The organism is Akkermansiaceae bacterium (genome assembly GCA_024233115.1).
GTDB lineage: Bacteria > Verrucomicrobiota > Verrucomicrobiia > Verrucomicrobiales > Akkermansiaceae > Oceaniferula.
Window position 1 is genome coordinate 55965 of the sequence record JACKQB010000007.1, and the last position, 20807, is coordinate 76771.

The window sequence follows — 20807 nt, forward strand, 5'->3', positions numbered from 1 at the left end:
CTACCAATCTTTCTCGACAGGTTTCCCCTTTTTCTTGCCGCCCTCGGATTTCCGGGCTTCTTGCATGACTGCATTCTTTTTGATCACATCCTCAGGCGAGTCGTTCGGAGGAGGCAGATCGATGGATTCGAGATTCATTTTGCTCGCTTCCGTCGCTTCCGAGTCAGTCCCCTCACCATCAGCGTCACTTTCCTGGTCACCCTCGTCGCCTTCTTCATCGCCCTCACCTTCTTCGCTTTCGCCTTCCTCGTCACCTTCCTCTCCTTCGCCTTCCTGGTCGTCAGCGCTATCGGGATCACGAGGAAGTGCTTCCAAGGCGGCACGCAGGGCGGTCAGTGCCAAATCCTCTTGAACGTAGGCGTCGTGCGGATGATGCAGCATGTACTCAATCGCCGTCGCCTCGTCATCAAGGGCCTTGCCAAGCTGTGCCATGGTTTCGCCCAAGGGACTGACTTCTGGTGGCAGGTCCTTGAAAAACTTCTGGTTGGTGGCAGAGGTGAGTTCAATGGCCACGGCTGTGGATTGCTTCAGGGACTGCTCCTTATCGAGCAACGACCTGAGACGTGATGGTTCGGGCACGGGCATCATCAAACAATCATCCGTGTCCTTAAGATTGCGCGCTTGACCAGCTATCAGCAGCTCAATGGACTCTTTCAGTTTTGCCAGCGCGTCCTTCATTTCCTTGCGGCGTTTTTCATCTTCGGCGATTTGCTTTTGCAAGCCACGTCGTTCGATCTTCGCCAGTTCCATATTTACAGCCGCATCACGGTCATCTGGGTTCTGTAAAATGACCCGACGAAACATGGTCACACTTTGGTTCATCAGCGAGAGGGCGGTGTATAAATCCTCGGCATTTTTGGACTGATGGAAATAGGCATTACCGAGGTTATAGGTAATGTCCCTGATCAACCATCCCTCGGGCTGCCGTTTGAGGGCATCCTCGTAGCTCAACACCGCTTCTTCATAGCGGGCTAACCGGTACTGGCTGTTCCCCTTTTTATACCATACCCGGGCGTCCTCGGATTTTTCTGCGAGCACTTCATAAATTTCCAGGGCTTGCTGAAACTGCCCGGCTTCAAAAGCCTGGTCCGCCACATCAACCTGGGCCGAATCGACTGTTTGTATCAAGCCAAACATCAACATCGCTGTCGCAACCGCTGACTTCTTGAGTCGACGCGTCAGGGTGTGAGGCACCATCACCATCGCTGCCAACAGAATCAGCGCAAGCCCGATGAAAATCTGAAAAACCTCATCGTAAACCACCACGGATTCCTCCGCGAGCTGTTGTTTTTTCTCCTGCTCACTGATGCGCTTGTAGATATCGCCCAGTTTCATTTGCCGAGTTCCCACGGCCAGGAATGCTCCTTGGTGTGCCTGTTTGACCATGTGGCTGAGTTGCAAGGTATCGAGCCGGCTCCACACTTCCTGATCCTTATAAAGCATGTAATCTGACTTGGCACCCACCTGCGGAATCCTCGCCCCTTTTTTCTCATCCCCGAGACCAATGGCAATCAACTTCACCTGCTTCTCATTCACCAGCTCCATTGCCTTGGTCAGACTTTCACCATGGTCACCGCCATCCGTGAGCAGTACGATATCCTTATAACCCTGGTCGGAATCAGAAAACAATTTATCGCATACCTTCAACAGCGCATCGCCCACACGCGTTCCTCCATGCGCTACGCTATCAGGCCCCGCTTTATCCAGGCTGTTGAGAAAAAACTCCTTGTCCACGGTCAGCGGGCAGGCGATCGATGAGGAGCCGGCAAAAACAACCAGTCCCAGTCGGTGGTCCTGAAGGTCCTTGACACAATCCGCGATAGCCATCTTGGCCGACTGCAAACGGTTCGGCAGTCGATCCTCTGCCAGCATACTCTTGGAAACATCGAGCAGGAAAACCACGTCGCGCCCTTCCCGTTGGAGCATTCTCGGGTGTGGGTTGACCGCAGGCCGGGTGAGAGCCAATATGATCAGGACGACTGCCACCACTAACAAAACCAAGCGCCACAACTCCATCGAGCGGTGTTCGGAACCTCGCCATGCTGCATCTTCACCAAAAGCCTGCATGTCTTGTTTGCGCCTCGCCATGCGGACACGGAAAACCACGATGAATACCGCCACCAAGGGCAGCAGCCACAGCATTTCCGGTTGTTGGATAATGACCTCACTCATAGCACAATCAGGGGGAAATCCTAAGCAAGGTTGAGGTTAACAAATAGCGGGTCAATAGCAGAGCGAGTGCGGCGAGCGCCAAGGCAGCAAAGGCTTCGTCGTAGTCAAGAAAGTCAACTTCCTGCACCTTGGTTTTTTCCAGCTCATTGATCTCCCCGTAGACCGCTTGCAGTGAGTCCATATCATGGGCTGTACGGAAAATCCCACCTGTGGACGTCGCCATTTTCTCCAGGATCTGATCGGACTCCGTAGGGGCTTTCGGTTTGAGGAATGTTCCATTCTCCGTCTTCAAAACCGTCGGCCGACTCGTCTCCTGCAAGCTGATCGTGTAAATACGAATCCCCCACTCCCTGGCCATGGCCGCCGCCTGGAGTGGCATTTGCTCACCGCAGTTATTCTCACCATCGGTGAGTAGTAATATGACTTTACTCTTTAACGCACCCTCATGATCCTCCTGTGCCTTGAGTTGCGCTGCCGCCAAGGCCGTGGCATCCCCGTAGGCCGTCCCATCCTCGTTTGGCCGGTCATTGATTGTTATTTCCCGGATCATATAGACGACTGCATCATGGCCTAGCGTCATCGGGCAGATGCTATCGGAATAGCGTGCAAATGAAATCACCCCGATCATATCATCGGGGCGACCCGACAAGTCATTACCATCCCCGGCGACAAACTCCTCCATCACCTTTTTGGCGACCTCCATCCGGGTCATCGGCCCGTCATCTGTCTGCACATCCATGTCCATGCTACTCGAAACATCGACTAACATCTGGATGGCAATACCCTCACGGTCCTCGCGATGTCCAGTCGCCTCGACCTGGGGTCGAGCCAAACATAACACCAGGCAAGCCAATGCCAGATAAAGACACAGGGGGGGCAAAAACAACAACCACTGGCGCCAGGTCCGGCCACTACCGGCAAAAAAAGTAAACGACGGGTAGCGAATCGCCTCTTTCCTCCTTTGCCTACGCTGATAGATCATCAGCAATGGCAACAGGGTAAGCAGGCAAAGGTAGTATGGCTCGGCCAGGATCATGTCACCATCTCCTTTGCCTGCTGGTTGATAATTGATTCAAAATGGGTGTAAAGACCCCTTACCTCACTCTCATCCACGGTGCGACGAGCATACTGAATCCTCTCGTAGGACGCGATAGCATCACCCAGGCCAGCGACTTGCGTGATCGGGCCACCAAGAGCTTCCCGCAAACCGGCAAAATCAACTTTTGTTAGCTTGATTCCCCACTGCTGTGCCAGGACTCTACAAACCACCCGCTCGATACCGCTCATCACCTCGACCACTGGGGCTGTCTTAAGATTTTCAAAATCCTGATACAGTCGACCATCCCCAATCTTCTTATTTCGTTTCCTCGACAACCACAACAATATCAGGCCGATTACGACGGTCACGTTGAAGATCACGAGAGCTATTTGCCATCGCGGCGAGCCATCTTGCTCCACGACACGGTCGTTCGGGGCAATATCTTGGATATTGTTTTCTCCGTTAACCAGCACAGAGGCCACCTTCACAGCTACTGGTTGGCTGGTTACCTTGACCGACTTCCCACTGGCATCATCACCCGTAACGGTAAGACCTGTAACCATACTTACACCCGGAATATCTGGCTCCAGGATATAGATACTACTCTGCACAACCATGCCCTCTTCATCCAGCCTTGCAGGAGAGGTTCGACTTTCAAATACAAGAAAATCACCCCACTTTCCGGTTGATTCATTGAGCTCTGGCATTGTTACCTTCAACGATTCCGCAGAACGAACCACCACCTCCACACGCAGCATCTCACTGGTGGTGATTTTATCCGATGCAACATGCACGGATAGATGAAGCCCCTCAACCGAGGCTTCACGCAAGACACCTCCACCTTTTGTTGGAGCCGTTTTCTGCTCACAACCGACGAATGCCGTGAATGCAGCGGCAAACAGAATGCGCAATACCCAATGTATGACATCACCTCGCATCATCGCGTATCAGCACTCCGGTTATTCCGGTCCCTGAAGAACCGGATGATTTCGTAAAGAAAGTCGTCTTCCGTGCCCAGTGGCAGCAAGTCGGCATTGACCTCATGGCACAAATCCTGGAGTTGATGCCGTTGGCTCGCCGACTGCATTTTCACACGCTCACGGAGTCGGCCGTCACTACAGTCGATCGTCCGCATGACACCCGTTTCCGCATCCACCATTTCCAACATTCCAGTTCGCGGCAACTCACGCTCCCTCAGGTCGCTGAGGGAAACACAAACCAAGTCGTGGCGCTGTGCCGCCTGACGCAGGATGTCTTCGTATCCTTGATCGAGAAAATCCGAAAACAGGAAGGTAATACAGCGGCGACTCCTCACCTGGTTGAAAAAATCCAAAGCCCCGCCAATATCCGTGCCTCTGGACATGGGTTCGTGGCGCATGAGCAGATCGATCATCCGCATCACGTGGTTTTTCCCCTTCGCGGCCTTCACATGGAGTTCGATCTGGTCGCTGAAGAGAATCAGGCCAACGTTGTCGTGATTATGCGCCGAGGCAAATGCCAGCAAAGCAAAGATCCTTGCCGCCATCTCTCTCTTGGTGAACTGACCACTGCCGAAATCACTGGACCCGGACACATCGATGAGGAAGTAAAGCGACAACTCACGCTCCTCCATAAAGGTCTTCACATGGGGCTTGCCGGTGCGGGCGGTCACATTCCAATCGATGGTCCGCACATCATCACCGTGGCAATATTCCCTAACATCCTCGAACTCGATTCCCATCCCCTTGAAGCAACTCCGGTATTCACCCGCCAACACCTCCAGCACCACCTTACGGCTATGCACCTGGATGTGACGCACTTTACTCTCGAGTTCGCTCTGGTTCATCATGAGCCCTACGATTACTCCACGGTTTCCACCGTCGATAAAATCCGCTTCAGGATGTATTCCACATCCTTGCCTTCGGCCTCGGCCTTGTAAGTGATCGACACCCTGTGCCTGAGCACATCCATGGCGATCCACTTGACGTCCTGCGGTGTCACATAGTCGCGCCCTTCTAACAAGGCATGCGCACGTGAACCTTTCATCAGAAAAATACTCGCGCGTGGTGAAACACCGTGATTGATCAGGGGAGACAATTCCTCCAGGCCATAAGCAGCGGGATTACGTGTGGCATCGACGATGCGGAGCACATATTTCTCAATCGCCTCATTGGCATGAATGCTGTCGAGCGACTCCCTCATTGTCATGATCTCACCGGCACTCATCACCGTGCTTACCGCCATTTTGGGAGTATTCACCGACATACGTTTCATGATCTCATGCTCTTCGTCAAGGGTCGGGTAATCGACATTCACCTTGAGCATAAACCGGTCAAGTTGCGCTTCCGGCAAGGGATAGGTCCCCTCTTGCTCGATCGGGTTCTGGGTGGCAAGCACGAGAAACGGCTCCTCCAAAGCATAGCTGTCGGTGCCAATGGTCACCTGTTTTTCCTGCATCGCCTCCAACAGGGCACTCTGCACCTTCGCCGGTGACCGGTTAATTTCATCGGCCAACACAATATTGGCAAATACCGGCCCTTTGTGCGGTGTAAAATCCCCCGTTTGCTGGTTGTAGATCAAGGTTCCGATCAGATCACCGGGAAGCAGGTCGGGGGTAAATTGGATCCGACTGAAATCAACGCCCAGTGTCTGCGCCATCGTGCTGACCGTGAGGGTCTTGGCGAGTCCGGGAACTCCTTCGATGAGCACGTGGCCATTGCAGAGCAGCGAGACGAGTAGCCGGTCGACCAAGTCTCCCAAACCAACCACGACCTGCCCAATCTCGTTCCGAACTTCGGTGAGTTTTTGGTTTTCTTCAATAAACGATTTGTCAGCAATCACGGCAGTCATAGTGGTCTTTTGGGGGCGATCTGTCCAACCACTTAAACATTAAATTTGGGAGGCTGTTTCAAGGATTCTCGAAAAAGGCTGACATACCATCGCCCAGTCGTGGTAGAATGCGCGTATCAGTAATAACGACCATGGCCAGCCGACAACCTTCCGAACCCGACAGACACATCCTCTTCCTCGATGGTGAATGCCTGTTCTGTCAAACATCCGCCCGGGTCCTGTATCGATGGGACCGGTCGAAAAAAATTTATTTCTCGACGCTTCAGGGGGAAACGGCAGGCCGGCTGCCGGACGACTGGAAAAAACTCACCGACGACCACGGACGGCCAGCAGGAACGGCGGTATTGATTGAAAACGCGAATCAGCCCGATGAACGCCAATGGAGAAGTGCTGATGCGATCCTGCGATCCCTGAAACTCACCGGCAGTATACTGGCCGTGTTCTGGGTGTTCTCCTACGTGCCAGGCGCCATTAAAAATGGTCTTTACCGCTTGCTCGCCCGCAATCGACACCGGCTGACGTGGGGGAAGCGCTCTTGCCCCTTGCCTGAACAAGATTTCAAAAAACGTTTTCTACCCTAGTCGACCGTATTTCACTTGAGCTAAGCATGTCCGGCTTTAAGTTGTTCCGAATCTTGTGATGACCCGGATGAGTAGAAAAACTGTATTTGTTGTTTGTGCCTTGATCACTTTGTTCCAGGCAAAGCTCGAGGCGCTCGTCATCCGCACCTACTCATCCAGCGAGCACGACCGTTTTCTCAACTTTCCAGACAACCCGGGTCACAACCCTGACTTCATCCACGCCAACCTGGACCTAACAGGCGTAGGCTGGTATGAGGCGGGAGCCCCTATTCAACAACGTGGCCTGACGATGGTATCCCCCATCCACTTTCTGGGCGCAAACCATGCACAGCCCGGCATTGGCAAGGTAGTCCGATTTTTATCCACTGACGGACAGTTGAAAAGTTTCACCGTAGCCACACAAACGGCTATCACTAACTTCAATGGCGACCCGTATGATGTCCTTCTGGGCACCCTGTCCAATCGAATCGAACCAGGTGACAACATTGCCTATCATCCGTATCTCAACTACAATAACAACTTGTCCTACTATGGTGCCCCCCTTGTTATGCTCGGAAGAAACGGACAAGGTGCCAGGCAAACCGTTTTTTCCATAGGCTACCTCACTGCGCCTAGCATTAACCAGACCAGAGCCATACTCAGCAAATACTTCAGCTCGGGGGGGAGCGACGACGCTTATTTCAACAATGGAGATTCGGGCAGCCCCTCATTCATCGCCTACAACGGCATGGCGGCCATCGTCGGTATCCATAGTGTGGTAGCCACCAGTTCCTACCCCTACACCAACTACGACTGTTTTATCCCCCACTACATTGACGAGCTCAACGCGATCATGGAAACAGACGGATACCGGATGACAAAAGCGATTCCTGGCAGTACGACACTTACAGCCACCCGCACGACCACGTCACCGGTCATCCGGGCCGGCCATCCGTTTACCATCGATTTCACCATCAACAACACGGGTAATACCTTAGCTGAAAACATCAAACTCACCAATACCTTCCCCGCTGGAACAATCGTGGCAAACTCGAACGGGACAGACTGGTTTGACGAAACTACGGCAGCCACCATCAAAGCCCGCAAAGCAAGCCTGGTGAAAAACAGCCCGAGCAACTACAGCATCACCCTCTCCATTCCGGCGGCGGGCACAGCCAGTCATCAAATGGGCTATGCGTGCGATCAGTTTTCCGCAGCAACGGAAAATTTCAACATCACCGTAATTGAATCGTTTGTGAGTTGGGCCGCCAACCTGGACGATTTCACAAGTGAAGGAGATGACGATAACGATGGCATTGGCAATTTACTCGAATATGCCTTTGGTGGAGAACCAGATGTCGCCTCCCAATATCACCCTAACACAACCGAGCCGCTGGTTCCCCAATATGCAAATAGCAAAATCAGCTATATCAGGAGAACGGATGCAAGCACGCGGGCCTTATCCTACCAGCTTAAAACATCCACTACATTGGAGGGCGGCACCTGGTCAGATGCCGCCCCGATGGTCAGCCAGACAAGCGTCGCTCCAATGGCCGGCGACTTCGAGCGCGTCACCCATACCCTTACTGCGTCGGACACTGAGCGGTTTTTCAGAGTTGAGGTTACGCTCAGCGAGTAGGTTTACCATCCTGACCGACTGAACCCGGACCCGCTCGAAAAACTACTGCTACTGAACCCGGACGAGCTGGACGAACCACCAAACGAGGAGGAGCTGGAGGAGGAACTGCTGAATCCTGATGAGCTATTGAAACTCGAAGATGCCCGGCGACGTGCAGCGGCTTCCCTTTGTCGGCGAATCGTAGCTTCTTGCACTTCTGCTGCTGCAATGGCTTGGCGTGCACGCGTGCGCGCAAAGGCTGCCGTTCTACTGGCATCATCATACTGCCCTTGCGAGAGAAGTTCGTGGGCTGTTTGGACATGGTTCGCCCCTGGGGAGCCGGCAATTCTAACACCGTAGCTACCCGACCACATGACAGCCCTATTAACCTCAACGCGGGCGGCGCGGATGCTGTCGACTGCTTGGCGCGCTTTGCGCAGTTCGTCCTTGAGGCCTGCCATGGCCACGCCAAGACGGGTATGCTGGCTGTTGATTTCCTTCATCAGCTCACGCCATGGCGAGTGTTCTGTTTCCAGGGTCCTTCTGCACTCCTGGAGTGCTGCGCGGCAATGCTCAATTTGACCCACAAAATCGTGGGTGGCACTGCTGTCCGGAATACCATCTGTTTGTGACACGTTGATCACCCTGGCAGCATCCGCAGCGGCGGTTTCAGCGGCCACTATCAATTGCTCGGCCTCGGCATACGCTTCACGGTCGGTGCTAATTCTTGTTTCCATCGCCTCGAGCCGTGCATCCAGTTCATCAAGCGCAAGCTCGGACAGATACGGATTCGACTCACCGTAGGGTGCCTTAACGGATCGTTCCGCATCCCTGGAAAAGGTTTCCAACTGGGCGAACGCGGCAAGGGTATCGGCACAGATCCTAGGGTCAGCAGTCGCGTCTTGCATACCCGTCAACGAGGCAAGGGCATCAACGATACGGATCGAATTTTGTTCGTCCAGCGCAGTTAGATCCGACTGACGCTGTTGAAGCCCACCGTGCAAGGTCAAGACCCGTTGATGACAATCCTCTGCCTCGATAAGATGATTGCGGGCCGTGATGATCCTGCCTGCCCGATAGACCTCATCGGCTGAGGTGATGGCAGATGTCATGGCCTGGACAGCCGACTGCATTGTTTCGCCTGCCGTTGCAAAGGTATCTCCCCCATCACTACCTGGCTCATAGCACAGCGCCAACCCGGCATAGTGTTTTCTGAGATCATCCAAAACTTGTATCCCCTCGACTTTACGGGATTCAGCTTCGCCGGCCAGAGTTTGGGCATGGGTATAACGTGCCTGGAACTCAGACGAGGCCGTGATTGTTTCCCGGATCAGTTTCTCTGCTAGAGAAAGGGCCGCGCGTGAAGACTGCATGGCATCCGCGGCAAGCTCGACAGCTCCATGATCGAGACTCGACTCTGCGGTTTGCCTTAGCCCGACTGACTCAGCCAGTAAAATGTCCGGGTTCCACTCGTCCCGTTCGGTCAGGATTTCCTGTCGTGACAGATGAAGCTCGCGGCTGAGTTTGCCACGGGCATCATCGGCTGCCCGACGCAGTGTGTCGGTTATTCTGGGTAACTCCCTTCCAGACTGCCCTGAGAGGTCCAGTGCCTTGGCCACCCTATCAGCCAGGGCATGCAATCCATCGCGGAACAATTCGCATCCAGCTTGTACACTTTGTTGAGTACCTGCCTCAGCCAGGGCATTGAGACCGTCACCAGCCAATTTGATGGCGTCATTGATCCAACCTGTCTTCCTCCCGTCACGGCGCAACGACCTGGTCTGATCCAGGATCACCGGCAAGCTGTTGGTTCTAAAACCGGAGACCACCTCGAGGACAAACAGCATCTCATTGGCCATGACCTCGGCCCGAGGGATTGGACCCAACGGAGCATCCAATGCGGCTACCGGATCATGTTTACCTAGGTCAATGCCCTGGGCATGAAGTTTACGAGCCGTGGGATGCCAGGTGGAGAACAGCTTTTCGGCAGAGAGCCATCCATCACTGAGTGATGCGGATTTCACATCGCGCTCCTTCCTAACAATCCTGCTTAATACTAAACCAAGCTCACCCGTCCGGGCTGAGATGGTTTCCCATGCCGTATCCACCCTATCCAAGGAGGCGGTCGCAGAATCAAGTGTGCTATCGAATTGTTGGATCAAACTGGCAAAGGCGAGCGGCGTGGTTAGCTGTGAGCATTGCGGGCCGTCCTTGGCCCTATCACCTAACAAAGAGTTTTCATCGCGGTCCGCCACCTTGATTCTTCCGTACCCCGCAACGACCGGTTGACGCTCCAGGAGTTCAATGGCCCGTTCGTAGCGGGATCTGGAGAATACGTTTACAAGTTTTGTCCCCAGCCATGAGGGATGAATCAACGACTCCACCCGCTCAATGATGTCATCGACACCGGAGGACAGGATAAAGGCCTTGTCGACGGCCCTGATCGCATTGATTGATTCACTCCGTGTCTCGCCCTCGTAGCCGCGCCCGGACAAATCCTTTTCCGATCCAACCACAACACCCGCCCGGTCCATCACCTCAAACAACCGGTCAAACCGGCCCTTCATCTGCTCGTGCCAATGTGCAAACACCTGCTCGGCATGTTGTTTACTTTTCCGTCGACGTCGGTTCGCCCCAAACCCTAACAAACAAACAGCCAGAGTTGCAACGGAGCCTCCAACAGTCGACAGATTTTTAATTTTTTCCGCACGCTCACGCTCGCGGCGTGCACGGTTTTCCTTTTCACGCACAGCCAACGCATTGGCGGATTCGAGTTTATTGAGAGCATGGATCGTCTGGTTGAATGGTGCCGCATAGGCCGACTGGCCGGCACTGTGCCCGGCCTTGCTTTTGGCATACAGCTCTTGCACAGCCGCCAGCATTTCCGCACCTCTTCTATTTTCGTCGACCAGGGTAACCTGGTCGATACGCAAACCGACCTTCTTCAGTTCTTCTCCATCATGGTACCAATCCTGGATCAATTGATGGTGGTTGGCAAGCTTGGCTCTCACCGTGGATACGGCGGTCGATGCTGTTTCCACGTGACCCGCTTTCAAGGCATCGCCTGCGGCATCCAGATCACGTTGCCACCCGGGGATGGGAGGAGACGCCAGGTCGCCGTTACGCACAGCCGCTTGCGCGCGGAACTCCCCCACTTCATTTTGCAATTCATCCAGCTGGTGACGGACATCGACTATTTCACGTTGGGTCATTCTCCGCAGCCGTTCGCGTTGCTCCGCGGCCTCGCGTTTTAATCGTTTCTCGTAGTCGATACGCTGGGTCAATCTGCTTTCGATGTAAGTGACCGTGTTTTTAACAGCCTCAATGATCCTGCCACCGTTACGCATGGCGTCCCGGGCTGGCCCGTCGAGGTTTCCCGCCCATGCGGATTCACCGAGGCCCCGGTGGTCAAATGCATCGGAGCCAAAGTAGGAGAACTTTCGCTCGTTCAGAAACAGAACAAATACAGCGCCGTTAGACTGGCCGGTGCGAAGGTCTTTGAGATCTGAAAACCGCTTCGTATTTCCCAATCCACGCCCCAGGGCATTTTCCACGGCATCCATCCCGTAGTAGCTCACTCCCCGGGTGTCTTTCCACACTTCTCCGCTGGCGCTCTCCATCAGGACAACCGTCCAGTTTTTACCATGCTGGTCCAACCACGTTTCGAGTCCGTCAAGCGATGGCTGACCTATCCGCAGGTTGCCTTTTACATACAAGTGCTGGCTCGGTGACCAACGGCTCAAAACGTCATTGGACAAGTGGATCATTTGCGCTGATTCACCTGCCCTAACGGATAGAGGGACAAGCGACATGACAGCCATCAACGTAACAAGCGATGTCAGCCACCGACTAAAAGCAAGGCAGGCCCCTGTTTGCCGATCCTTCGGGGCGTCCGTGGTTAACCCGGCTCTTTTTATGGTCCTTGGCATATGCCCTTGATAGCCATTTTATCCCCTCATGCAAGCACCGCCTCCCCTGGCAAACCGCAGCCAGACCGCAGCTGATACAGCAGACCACACCGCAGCCGCAGGTAAAAACAAACGGGGCCCCCGTATGGAGACCCCGCTGACCTTACAATAAAACAGAGCTAACAATAAAAAATCACGCTTTGTCCTCAGACATCGCCTCCTTCACCTTGGCTTCAATCTCGTCATAGAGAGACTGGTCCTCCTTGAGAGCCACTTTGGCCGCATCGCGTCCCTGGGCGAGCTGGTTACCTGAATAGCTGAACCAGCTACCGCGTTTCTGGATGATATCGAATTCAATGGCGAGGTCAATGAGTGAGCCAACGGAAGAGATGCCTTCGTTATACATGATATCGAACTCGGCTTCCTTGAACGGGGCGGCAACTTTGTTTTTGACGACCTTGATCCGGGTGCGGCTCCCCGCGACGCTGCCATCGGTCGCCTTGATCTGGCCAATGCGGCGGATATCCACACGGACGGAAGAGAAAAACTTGAGGGCGCGGCCACCGGGGGTCGTTTCAGGATTGCCAAACATCACACCGATTTTCTCGCGGATCTGGTTGGTGAAGATGCAGGTGGTGCGGGCCTTGGAAATAAGAGCTGTTAGTTTACGCATGGCTGCACTCATCAAGCGGGCCTGGGTGCCCACGGTGCTATCGCCGATCTCACCCGCGAGTTCTTGTTTGGTGACCAGGGCGGCTACGGAGTCGAGCACGATGACGTCGATGGCGTTAGAGCGCACAAGGGTTTCGACAATTTGCAGCGCTTCCTCGCCGGAGTTTGGTTGGGAAACCAGAAGATCGTCGATCTTGACACCCAGCTTTTCGGCGTATGCGGGGTCGAGAGCGTGTTCAACATCAACAAAGGCAGCCAGGCCGCCAGCTTTCTGGGCCTGGGCGACCACCGTCAGGGTGAGAGTGGTTTTCCCTGATGATTCCGGTCCGTAGACCTCGATCATACGCCCACGCGGGAAACCACCGACACCGAGAGCACGGTCGATCAGCAGGTTTCCTGTCGGGATGACATCGACATCGACACGATGGCCGTCGCCGAGACGCATGATGGCGGTTTCGCCGAAATCCTTCTGGATTTGGGAAATTGCGAGATCGAGATTCTTTTTGCGGGCTGCCGCGACTTTATCGTCGGGGGGGGGCGTGTTTTTGGATGCCATGGATTTTTTGGTTTTTGATGAAGGCGATTCCACTGGAGCTTCCGCGACTGCGGTGGCGGATTTGGAAGCGGAGGAATTGGTGGCGGATGAACTAGGTTTAGCTGTTGCGGTACTCATGACAATGGTTGTTTTTGGTTTTCCGCACTTTAGGGGGCGTCTTCAGCGAAGTCAACAAAAAACTGTTCAATAGATCACTGTTAAATAGAACATGTTCATTTGACGGGAGTTGCAGCCTGTCCCTGGTCGAAGAATTGACAGAAAAAGGGGTGGTCGAAGTGTGGATACTGGGCATGATCAGGGGCATGGACTCACAGGATCTGAATATCAGAAGTTACACAGGAGGCATGGCACAGACCAATGGCTACCTGCTTGGATCAGGCAAAGAGGGGGGCGCCTGCCTCCTCATTGACGCGCCGCTGGGGATCAGCCGGTGGCTGGAGAAGCTCGGCGAACTGCCGACCGACCTCTTGCTCACACACCAGCACTATGACCACGTGGAGGATGTCGCCAAGCTGGCGGCAAAGGGGGTGCGACTGCATGCCTACGCCCCTTATTCCGACGAACTCACTCTGGAAAAACTCCTCCAGCAGTCGGGTATCCCGATCCATGTAGAGCCATACACCATTGAGAACCTGCTTGAAGGAAAAGCCGGACTCGAGGCCGGGGGCCTTGAATTTTCACTTGAGCACGTGCCCGGACACTCACCCGACAGCGTGGTGTTTGTTCATGACGGGCTGGCGTTTGGTGGTGACACCTTGTTTGCCGGCGGCGTGGGCAGAGCTGATTTGCCGGGTGGGGATATGGAGCTGCTACTTCAGGGTATCCGTGGCAAACTGTTCACTTTACCCCCGGAAACCAGGGTCTTCCCCGGCCACGGACCGGCCACCACGATTGCGACGGAGCAGTCGACCAACCCGTTCCTTTGAGAGAGATTGCCGGAACCTGTGTCCGGGGTGATGACAAGAAACCTACAAATTACCGACACGACCACTTGCGTTCTACCAAGAAAAGTGCCAACCTAGGGCAGAGGGCGGCGTGTAGCCGCAATATTCTAACCACCGAACAAACAGAGAAACATAAAATGCATGCGCGTGCTACAGCGTAGCCGCCAACAGAGTTCCGTGAGATCATCACCCACCACGGACCACCAAGCAACCCATCAACCGACTCACCATTAACCTAACGAAAACCATGGAAGAAACATACGCAGACCCAAATTTCGCATCCGACTCACCCTTCAGTGAGACACCACCATCCCAACAAGCAGCCAACGACCTTCGGGCCGCTGCGGGGGATGCCGCCAACAAGGCCAAGCAAGTGGCACATGAAGCCAGCGTCAAGGCCCAGCAATTCAAACAAGCCGCTGTGGACAAAGCCCAGCAATTCCGCGAGTTTGCGGGTTCGAAGGCCAGCGACCTCAAGGAGACGGCTAGCGTCAAGGCCCAGCAGATCAAGCAAACCGCCGGTGAGCAAATGCAACAAGGCCGCGTCAAAGTACGTGAGGTCCACGCCGACACCGAGGAATACATCCGCCAACACCCTACCAAATCCGTTTTAACGGCTCTGGGAATTGGCTTTGTCATTGGCCTCGCCATCCGTCGCTAACAGAATAACGATCAAACCGCTACCACACAGGGGGGCATCCCCCCTTGTGGCAGCCGGGGTTGTGTGTTGGCTGATGTCTGTTTGCCGTTGTGTCGGTTTCCCTCAACCTGATTGACCAGACCGCACGAGATACCGGCAACGTAGATTCCCTCATTAGCTAACACCCCCACTCATTGCCATGGCTTCCAAGTCAGCATTTTCCAAAACCAGCCTTGAGGCTTCTCAACGGGATATGGACCTCGACACATCGATCGATGAGCCAAGTCTCGGAGAAACATCAAGCCAGATGAAGAGCTCACTCTCCAGCTTTGTGGCCGCCCGTATTGAGCTGGCCTCCATCGAGGCGAAGGAGGCAGCGCAGTTTGCAGCAAGCAAGGCGGTTCAGGGAATCATCCTCGGCATCTCAGTCTTCTTTTTCTGGACGCTGGTGCTTGCAGGGCTTACCGGAGTGTTGGCACCGGTCGCCGACAACTGGCTGAAAGACAAGGCAGACTGGCTTCCGGGCTGGGCCGCCGTGCTCTTTGCACTCGCGGTCATCCACGCCATCGTTGCGGTGGTCATCCTCATCTGCCTGAAGAAAAAGCCAGCCTCTCCGCTGTTTGAACTTTCACGCCAGGAACTAGAAAACGACAAACAATGGCTCAAGCAAAACAAGTAGCAAAAAACCGCAAGCAAGAGCTAGCGGCCCAGCTCGCCGACGCCAGGCAGGCACTCAGCCATGGTCGCGTGGCGCTCAAAAGCCAACTGCAGGTGAAGAAACAACTGCGCCGGTTTGTTGTCGGCAAACCGAAGGCCATCTTCGCGGGTTCCGTTGTGGCAGGCCTGGTCCTGACACTGCTTTTAAAACGACCTGGAAAATCAAAAAAACAGGCGGCCAGGACCACACGCCAGATGCTGCTCGGCTGGGGGCTCTCGCTGGCCAAACCTGCCGCCAAAGCCTGGCTTGTCACCCGCGCTAAAAAATTGGCCGCCGAGCGCATCAGCCAATTGCAGGCACCGGGCTCCTCCCACGGGGATATCGGCGGGCAGGATGCGTGGCCGGGCTAATTGGTCCGCCGACCATCGCTGTAACCAGGCAATGGAGCCAGGTATGAAATTGCCCCTGCTTTCCTCTTTACTCTGCGGCCATGTTTCGACCAGAATAAACCCCAATGAGGCAATTCGGTATCAGCATCCTCCCGTCCCTGTGTTCCATCCTGTGTATTCTGCCCCTCCAGGCGCAGGACCCCCAGGATAATAACGGTGCAGCGGACGAAAACGGCCTTCTGGGAGCAGGCTTCAGTGACACCCCGGAAATGCCAAAAAGCATCCGGGTCACCAACGACGGCAAGCTGGAGTTTGACTCCGAAATGGGCACCTTTCTGTTTCAGGGCAGCGTTGTTGTCCAAGGTGACAATGGCGTGGTGCTCAAAGCCGGACGCGTGCTGGTGAATTCCAAGAACGAGACCGCCAGCCTCACAGGCCGCGTCTCCGTCAAACAAAAATCCACCCAAGCCGAAAACGGGACGATCATCCCCGGCATCCAGCTTTTTGCCAATAAGGTTCTGCTCAACGCCAAATCAAAAACGATCACCCTCGATGGTGATGTCAGTATCTACCAGGGTCCCACGCTTCACCGTGGTAATCATGCCGTTTACAACTACGGTACGGGGCAATTGGAAACCAAGGGCCTCGCCAGTGGCCTCGGACCAATCCTGCTGGAATCGGATCGCTTCCGAATGATCGACCACAACGGAAAAAAGGCATTTGTTGGCGAACACGCCGGCATCACCACCCACGACGTCGCCGACCCCAATTACTGGCTACGCTCAGACCAGACCACCATTTACCCGGGCGACCGTATCATCTTTAAAAACCTCCGCCTCTACGCGGGTGACACCCCGGTTTTCTGGCTCCCCTATCTATCACAACCACTGGATGCAGACCTCGGCTACCACTTCATCCCCGGTGCACGGACCAACTGGGGTCTCTACCTGCTGAACAGCTACGGTATCATGCTCGGCGGCGAGGCGGACGAACTGACGGGCGAGCGTGAGGGCGCATGGCTACTGTCCCAGTGGCACCTCGACCTGATGAGCCGACGCGGCGTCGGTATGGGGGTGGACCTGCTCGACACCCGCCTCAACGACAACAACAACCTAACCGGTTTCAAATTGTATTATCTCAACGACCTGGACCCATCCCTTGAACGGACATCCGAGCCAAGGGGATTTGTCGACAGCAACCGATGGAAACTTGAACTCAAACACCGTATCGACCTCGCCGAGCGTGATCAGACCAGTACCTACCTCGACTTCAATCTCACCTCTCTCAGTGACCGGTTTTTCCTCGAGGATTTTGAGCCCGGCACCTACAAGATCAACCCCAACCCTGGGAATGAAGTCGGTATTTTTCACCGTAACCCCAAATACCTTGCCGGTCTCTACACCCGGTTCCGGCTCAACGATTTCTTCCAAACGGATACCCGCATGCCGGAACTCTTTTTTGACCAGATCAAGAGCCCGATCCTCGATTCCCCCATACTCCATGAAGGCCAGACCACCTTTGGCATCTATGACGAGCACTTGGCCGACTTCCGTGAGGACGCCCTCAGGGCCAAGGCCATGACACTGCCCCCAGGGGCCGAGCTTGACGCGATCAACAGGATACTCGATGACCGGGGTTACACCCGGTTCCATACATGGCACGAATTCAGCGCACCTCTTAACCCTGGCGGGAAAATCGCCGTCACCCCGAGAGCTGGCATCGGATACACCAATTACTGGTCACTCGACAATGGCGCCAACTCGTTTGATCGCACCCATCTATCCGCCGGAGTCGACACCTCGGTAAAATTCACCCGGGCATACCCTAACCTCGTCAATGAAAAATGGGGTATCGACGGGATGCTGCATATTTTCCAACCCTACGCCAACTTCTCCCAGCTTTCGACCAACGAGCTCGACCGCTCGTTCAGGGGTATCGAGCTACTGACACCCTCGACCCGCCCCCGGCCGCTTGAGGTAGGCCGTTTTACAGCCACTGACAGCCTGATGGACTGGTCCATCATCCGACTCGGCGCACGGAACCGCTTACTGACCAAACGTGACGGGGATTCCCACGAATGGCTCGTCATGGACACCTACATGGACATCTTCATGAATGACCCCGAGTTCGACCGGGATTATTCCAACCTCTACAACGACATCATCTGGCAGCCCCTCCCATGGATGAAGGTCGACCTGGAAACGCAGTTCCCCGTTGTGGCAAGTGGCTCCGGGTTCCGTGAGTTCGCTGGAAACGTCACCTTCATGCCTAACGACTCCCTTGAGTTCATCGTGGGTTACCGCCAACTCGACAACCACCCGATCCTGCAGGACTCCAACCGTATTGACCTGCGCGCCTACGCACGCATCAGTGAATCGTGGGGTGTAGGTTTCTATCAACGTTGGGAACTGGACGACAGCACACCGGAAGTCCAGCAATTTAACGTCTACCGTGATTTCGATAGCTGGACGGCTTCGCTTGGATTCATTGTGCGTGATAACCGCGATGACAGCAATGAATATGGCCTGATGCTGAACTTCACCTTGAAGGAGTTTCCCGGAGTCCGCCTGCCGCTCTCCATTGACAACGAATAAGGTTTAACATTGAGCGTTTTTGATTTAGCATGCCGCTTCCATGACTATTTCACCCGAGAATCTGATTGATTGCCTGCGCTGGCGGTATGCCACCAAGGAGTTTGACCCCGAAAAAAAGATCCCTGCCGACACCTGGGCCGCCATCGAACAAAGCATGGTCCTCACCCCGTCGTCTTTCGGACTTCAACCGTGGAAATTCATCACCGTCACCAACCAGGAAACCAAGACCGATCTTCTCGAACACTCCTGGCACCAGCGTCAGACCACCGACTGCTCACACATGGTGGTCCTGTGCGCCAGAGACAGCATGGATCAGGAGGATATCGAGGCATGGTTGGCGCAGCTGGTCGAAACACGGGGGGTGACCAGGGAAAGCCTTGATGGCTACGCCGGCATGATGACCGGATTTTTTGGCAGCATGGACCCTGACAAGACCTTGTCCTGGGCCAAAAACCAGGTCTACATCGCACTCGGCCAGTTGTTGTCGACTGCCGCCGTGTTAGGGGTCGACGCCTGTCCTATGGAGGGGATCGTGCCCACTGAGTACGACCGCATCCTGGGCCTCGAGGGCTCTGGGTTCTCCACCACTGTGGCCTGCGCCATGGGCTTTCGCTCGGCCGGTGACAAGTATGCCGAGCTCCCCAAGGTGCGTTATCACAGCTCCAGGGTGCTGGAGACTATCTGATTTCAGTTTCCAGTTTTCAGTTTCCAGTTTTCAGTTTTCGCTCCAGAGTGGGTTGGCATTCCTCCGTAGAAACCGACAACCGACAACCGACAACCGACAACCGACAACCGACACCTATGGTGAAGCAGGTGGTGCACCTGGCTCAGAAGGAGGCGCGCTGATCCCCTTCACTTTTTCATAATAACTGCTCACGATTGACTGCAGGATCTTCTGGGCAAGATCCTTGTTTTTATCCTGGTAGGTGACCTTCACAACCATAGCCTCCAGCTTGACGGTGAACTTTTGTTTGATCCGCTCCTTGGCAGCGGCTGCATCCGCCACCCCCCATACATCAACCAGCTGATGGCTCTCAACCACTTTGTCGAGTGTATCCTCGGAAAGAACAGCCTGCTTGAAAATTTCTTTGTCGAAGCCCTCGCGAGCCTTCCCCATGGTTCCCTCGAAGCGGAACTCCTGGTTTTGTTTGGCCTTGTATTTTTTATACCCTTTATAGGCCACAAACATACCCACGCCACCCAGGACCACGAGAATGAAAGCCACCAAGGAAAATGTCGTGTTGCGTTTCATGGTGGAATACTACACAAGCATAACCCACTGCCAAGTATATACAGCCGGTCGCCCCCTCCTGTTTTAGCTGTATTTCCCGAGGATCGGTAGTAAATTGGCGACTGTTTTTTCAGGCCATAACTCCTTGGGGGTCATCAAAGCCGGTGCCAGGGCATCGTGTTCCGGCCAGTCTGCTGACTGGGGAATCGCTGCCACCGCCCGGGCGACAATTTTTTGCGCATTGGCGGCATTGGCCATCAAATTCCCAATCACTGTCTGCACACTCACATCCTCTTCCTCCTCGTGCCAGCAATCGTAATCCGTCACCATACACAGGGTCGCCAGGGCGATTTCCGCCTCACGTGCCAATTTTGCCTCAGGCAGGTTGGTCATCCCCACGATATCAAAGCCAAGCTGCCTGTTGGCCTCGCTTTCTGCCCGTGTGGAGAATGCGGGACCGTCCATGTTCACATACGTGCCCCGGTCATGCACCGTGCACCCTTGTGCAAGGGATGACTCCCGCAGGATTTCCCGGAGGCCCGGACTAACTGGATCGCCAAAACCCACATGTGCAACAATTCCATGACCAAAAAACGTGTGGTGTTCACGCCGACTTGTGCGGTCGAAATACTGGTCCGGAAGGACGATATGCCTCGGCGCATACTCTTCCTTCAAACTCCCGACCGCCGTCACACAGATGAGCCATCTTACGCCCAGACTGCGCATCGCCCAGATATTGGCTCGGTGGTTGATTTCATGGGGTAGCAAGCGGTGGCCACGACCATGCCTGGGTAGAAACCAGACTTGCCGGCCTGCGATCACACCACCGACCAGGGCGTCGGACGGCTCACCAAAGGGCGTCCTGATGATTCTTTCCTCCGTCTGCTCAAAGCCCTCCATCTCATAGAGGCCGCTCCCACCTATGATTCCTATTGCGTCTGCTTGTTTGCTCATTTTTTGACAGAATTAACAGAATTTACAGAATTACCAAGCCTAT

General features: G+C 54.6%; 18 protein-coding genes. 9 read left to right on the plus strand and 9 right to left on the minus strand.

From position 1 onward, the window contains the following. From H7A51_17880 to H7A51_17900, 5 genes are read right to left on the minus strand one after another with little or no spacing between them, the layout of a single operon-like run. On the minus strand, nucleotides 1-2172 hold the full coding sequence (locus H7A51_17880; GenBank protein MCP5538087.1) for a VWA domain-containing protein: 2172 nt from the start codon (nucleotides 2170-2172) through the stop codon (nucleotides 1-3). Between the two features lie 7 nt (nucleotides 2173-2179). Continuing rightward, nucleotides 2180-3208 carry a VWA domain-containing protein gene (locus H7A51_17885; GenBank protein MCP5538088.1) on the minus strand — a complete coding sequence of 343 codons (1029 nt, stop codon included), beginning with the start codon at nucleotides 3206-3208 and terminating at the stop codon, nucleotides 2180-2182. Then, on the minus strand, nucleotides 3205-4152 hold the full coding sequence (locus tag H7A51_17890; GenBank protein MCP5538089.1) for a hypothetical protein: 948 nt from the start codon (nucleotides 4150-4152) through the stop codon (nucleotides 3205-3207). The genes H7A51_17885 and H7A51_17890 overlap by 4 nt, the downstream gene beginning before the upstream one ends. After that, nucleotides 4149-5039 carry a DUF58 domain-containing protein gene (locus H7A51_17895; GenBank protein ID MCP5538090.1) on the minus strand — a complete coding sequence of 297 codons (891 nt, stop codon included), beginning with the start codon at nucleotides 5037-5039 and terminating at the stop codon, nucleotides 4149-4151. The genes H7A51_17890 and H7A51_17895 overlap by 4 nt, the downstream gene beginning before the upstream one ends. A gap of 11 nt (nucleotides 5040-5050) precedes the next feature. Next, entirely contained in the window at nucleotides 5051-6040 is a 990-nt protein-coding gene (locus H7A51_17900; protein MCP5538091.1) for a MoxR family ATPase, read from the minus strand. 131 nt (nucleotides 6041-6171) lie between these two features. On the opposite strand from H7A51_17900, the gene H7A51_17905 reads away from it, so the two are divergent. Together H7A51_17905 and H7A51_17910 are read left to right on the plus strand one after the other, a co-directional pair. Continuing rightward, nucleotides 6172-6621, plus strand: coding sequence for a DUF393 domain-containing protein (locus H7A51_17905; GenBank protein MCP5538092.1), 450 nt, complete (start codon nucleotides 6172-6174; stop codon nucleotides 6619-6621). A 67-nt stretch (nucleotides 6622-6688) separates the two neighbouring features. Then, on the plus strand, nucleotides 6689-8239 hold the full coding sequence (locus H7A51_17910; GenBank protein ID MCP5538093.1) for a hypothetical protein: 1551 nt from the start codon (nucleotides 6689-6691) through the stop codon (nucleotides 8237-8239). 2 nt (nucleotides 8240-8241) lie between these two features. On the opposite strand, the gene H7A51_17915 is transcribed toward H7A51_17910, so the two are convergent. Both H7A51_17915 and recA read right to left on the minus strand, forming a co-directional pair. Continuing rightward, nucleotides 8242-11961: a hypothetical protein gene (locus tag H7A51_17915; GenBank protein MCP5538094.1), complete on the minus strand. Its 3720-nt coding sequence runs from the start codon at nucleotides 11959-11961 to the stop codon at nucleotides 8242-8244. Nucleotides 11962-12319: 358 nt separating this feature from the next. Continuing rightward, entirely contained in the window at nucleotides 12320-13354 is a 1035-nt protein-coding gene (recA, locus tag H7A51_17920; protein MCP5538095.1) for a recombinase RecA, read from the minus strand. Between recA and H7A51_17925 the strand changes: the two genes are divergently transcribed. The 7 genes from H7A51_17925 (at nucleotide 13353) to H7A51_17955 (ending at nucleotide 19264) form a co-directional block, all read left to right on the plus strand. Continuing rightward, nucleotides 13353-13544 (plus strand): hypothetical protein, encoded by a 192-nt coding sequence (locus H7A51_17925; GenBank protein MCP5538096.1) that lies wholly within the window; start codon nucleotides 13353-13355, stop codon nucleotides 13542-13544. The genes recA and H7A51_17925 overlap by 2 nt on opposite strands. 112 nt (nucleotides 13545-13656) lie before the next feature. Continuing rightward, a complete protein-coding gene (locus H7A51_17930; protein ID MCP5538097.1) occupies nucleotides 13657-14280 on the plus strand; it encodes an MBL fold metallo-hydrolase in 624 nt (207 codons plus the stop codon). 265 nt (nucleotides 14281-14545) lie between these two features. Next, nucleotides 14546-14959, plus strand: coding sequence for a DUF883 family protein (locus tag H7A51_17935; protein ID MCP5538098.1), 414 nt, complete (start codon nucleotides 14546-14548; stop codon nucleotides 14957-14959). A gap of 178 nt (nucleotides 14960-15137) precedes the next feature. Next, the gene (locus H7A51_17940) at nucleotides 15138-15617 is read left to right on the plus strand and encodes a phage holin family protein (protein MCP5538099.1); all 480 of its coding nucleotides are present in this window, start codon (nucleotides 15138-15140) and stop codon (nucleotides 15615-15617) included. Continuing rightward, the gene (locus H7A51_17945; protein ID MCP5538100.1) at nucleotides 15596-16006 is read left to right on the plus strand and encodes a hypothetical protein; all 411 of its coding nucleotides are present in this window, start codon (nucleotides 15596-15598) and stop codon (nucleotides 16004-16006) included. The genes H7A51_17940 and H7A51_17945 overlap by 22 nt, the downstream gene beginning before the upstream one ends. A 104-nt stretch (nucleotides 16007-16110) precedes the next feature. Continuing rightward, nucleotides 16111-18579 (plus strand): LPS-assembly protein LptD, encoded by a 2469-nt coding sequence (locus tag H7A51_17950; GenBank protein ID MCP5538101.1) that lies wholly within the window; start codon nucleotides 16111-16113, stop codon nucleotides 18577-18579. A 40-nt stretch (nucleotides 18580-18619) separates the two neighbouring features. Then, nucleotides 18620-19264 (plus strand): NAD(P)H-dependent oxidoreductase, encoded by a 645-nt coding sequence (locus H7A51_17955; GenBank protein ID MCP5538102.1) that lies wholly within the window; start codon nucleotides 18620-18622, stop codon nucleotides 19262-19264. 114 nt (nucleotides 19265-19378) lie between these two features. Here H7A51_17955 and H7A51_17960 read toward each other — a convergent pair whose 3' ends face one another. Together H7A51_17960 and mtnP are read right to left on the minus strand one after the other, a co-directional pair. After that, nucleotides 19379-19831 (minus strand): hypothetical protein, encoded by a 453-nt coding sequence (locus H7A51_17960; protein MCP5538103.1) that lies wholly within the window; start codon nucleotides 19829-19831, stop codon nucleotides 19379-19381. Between the two features lie 63 nt (nucleotides 19832-19894). Further along, complete coding sequence (gene mtnP / locus H7A51_17965; protein ID MCP5538104.1) at nucleotides 19895-20764, minus strand: S-methyl-5'-thioadenosine phosphorylase; 870 nt, start codon at nucleotides 20762-20764, stop codon at nucleotides 19895-19897. Between the last annotated feature and the right edge of the window lie 43 nt (nucleotides 20765-20807).

Coding starts and splice junctions, on each gene's coding strand:
- H7A51_17880 (MCP5538087.1), bottom strand. CDS start 2,172: ATGAGTGAGGTCATTATCCAACAACCGGAAATGCTGTGGCTGCTGCCC.
- H7A51_17885 (MCP5538088.1), bottom strand. CDS start 3,208: ATGATCCTGGCCGAGCCATACTACCTTTGCCTGCTTACCCTGTTGCCA.
- H7A51_17890 (MCP5538089.1), bottom strand. CDS start 4,152: ATGATGCGAGGTGATGTCATACATTGGGTATTGCGCATTCTGTTTGCC.
- H7A51_17895 (MCP5538090.1), bottom strand. CDS start 5,039: ATGATGAACCAGAGCGAACTCGAGAGTAAAGTGCGTCACATCCAGGTG.
- H7A51_17900 (MCP5538091.1), bottom strand. CDS start 6,040: ATGACTGCCGTGATTGCTGACAAATCGTTTATTGAAGAAAACCAAAAA.
- H7A51_17905 (MCP5538092.1), top strand. CDS start 6,172: ATGGCCAGCCGACAACCTTCCGAACCCGACAGACACATCCTCTTCCTC.
- H7A51_17910 (MCP5538093.1), top strand. CDS start 6,689: ATGAGTAGAAAAACTGTATTTGTTGTTTGTGCCTTGATCACTTTGTTC.
- H7A51_17925 (MCP5538096.1), top strand. CDS start 13,353: ATGGATTTTTTGGTTTTTGATGAAGGCGATTCCACTGGAGCTTCCGCG.
- recA (MCP5538095.1), bottom strand. CDS start 13,354: ATGGCATCCAAAAACACGCCCCCCCCCGACGATAAAGTCGCGGCAGCC.
- H7A51_17930 (MCP5538097.1), top strand. CDS start 13,657: ATGGACTCACAGGATCTGAATATCAGAAGTTACACAGGAGGCATGGCA.
- H7A51_17935 (MCP5538098.1), top strand. CDS start 14,546: ATGGAAGAAACATACGCAGACCCAAATTTCGCATCCGACTCACCCTTC.
- H7A51_17940 (MCP5538099.1), top strand. CDS start 15,138: ATGGCTTCCAAGTCAGCATTTTCCAAAACCAGCCTTGAGGCTTCTCAA.
- H7A51_17945 (MCP5538100.1), top strand. CDS start 15,596: ATGGCTCAAGCAAAACAAGTAGCAAAAAACCGCAAGCAAGAGCTAGCG.
- H7A51_17950 (MCP5538101.1), top strand. CDS start 16,111: ATGAGGCAATTCGGTATCAGCATCCTCCCGTCCCTGTGTTCCATCCTG.
- H7A51_17955 (MCP5538102.1), top strand. CDS start 18,620: ATGACTATTTCACCCGAGAATCTGATTGATTGCCTGCGCTGGCGGTAT.
- H7A51_17960 (MCP5538103.1), bottom strand. CDS start 19,831: ATGAAACGCAACACGACATTTTCCTTGGTGGCTTTCATTCTCGTGGTC.
- mtnP (MCP5538104.1), bottom strand. CDS start 20,764: ATGAGCAAACAAGCAGACGCAATAGGAATCATAGGTGGGAGCGGCCTC.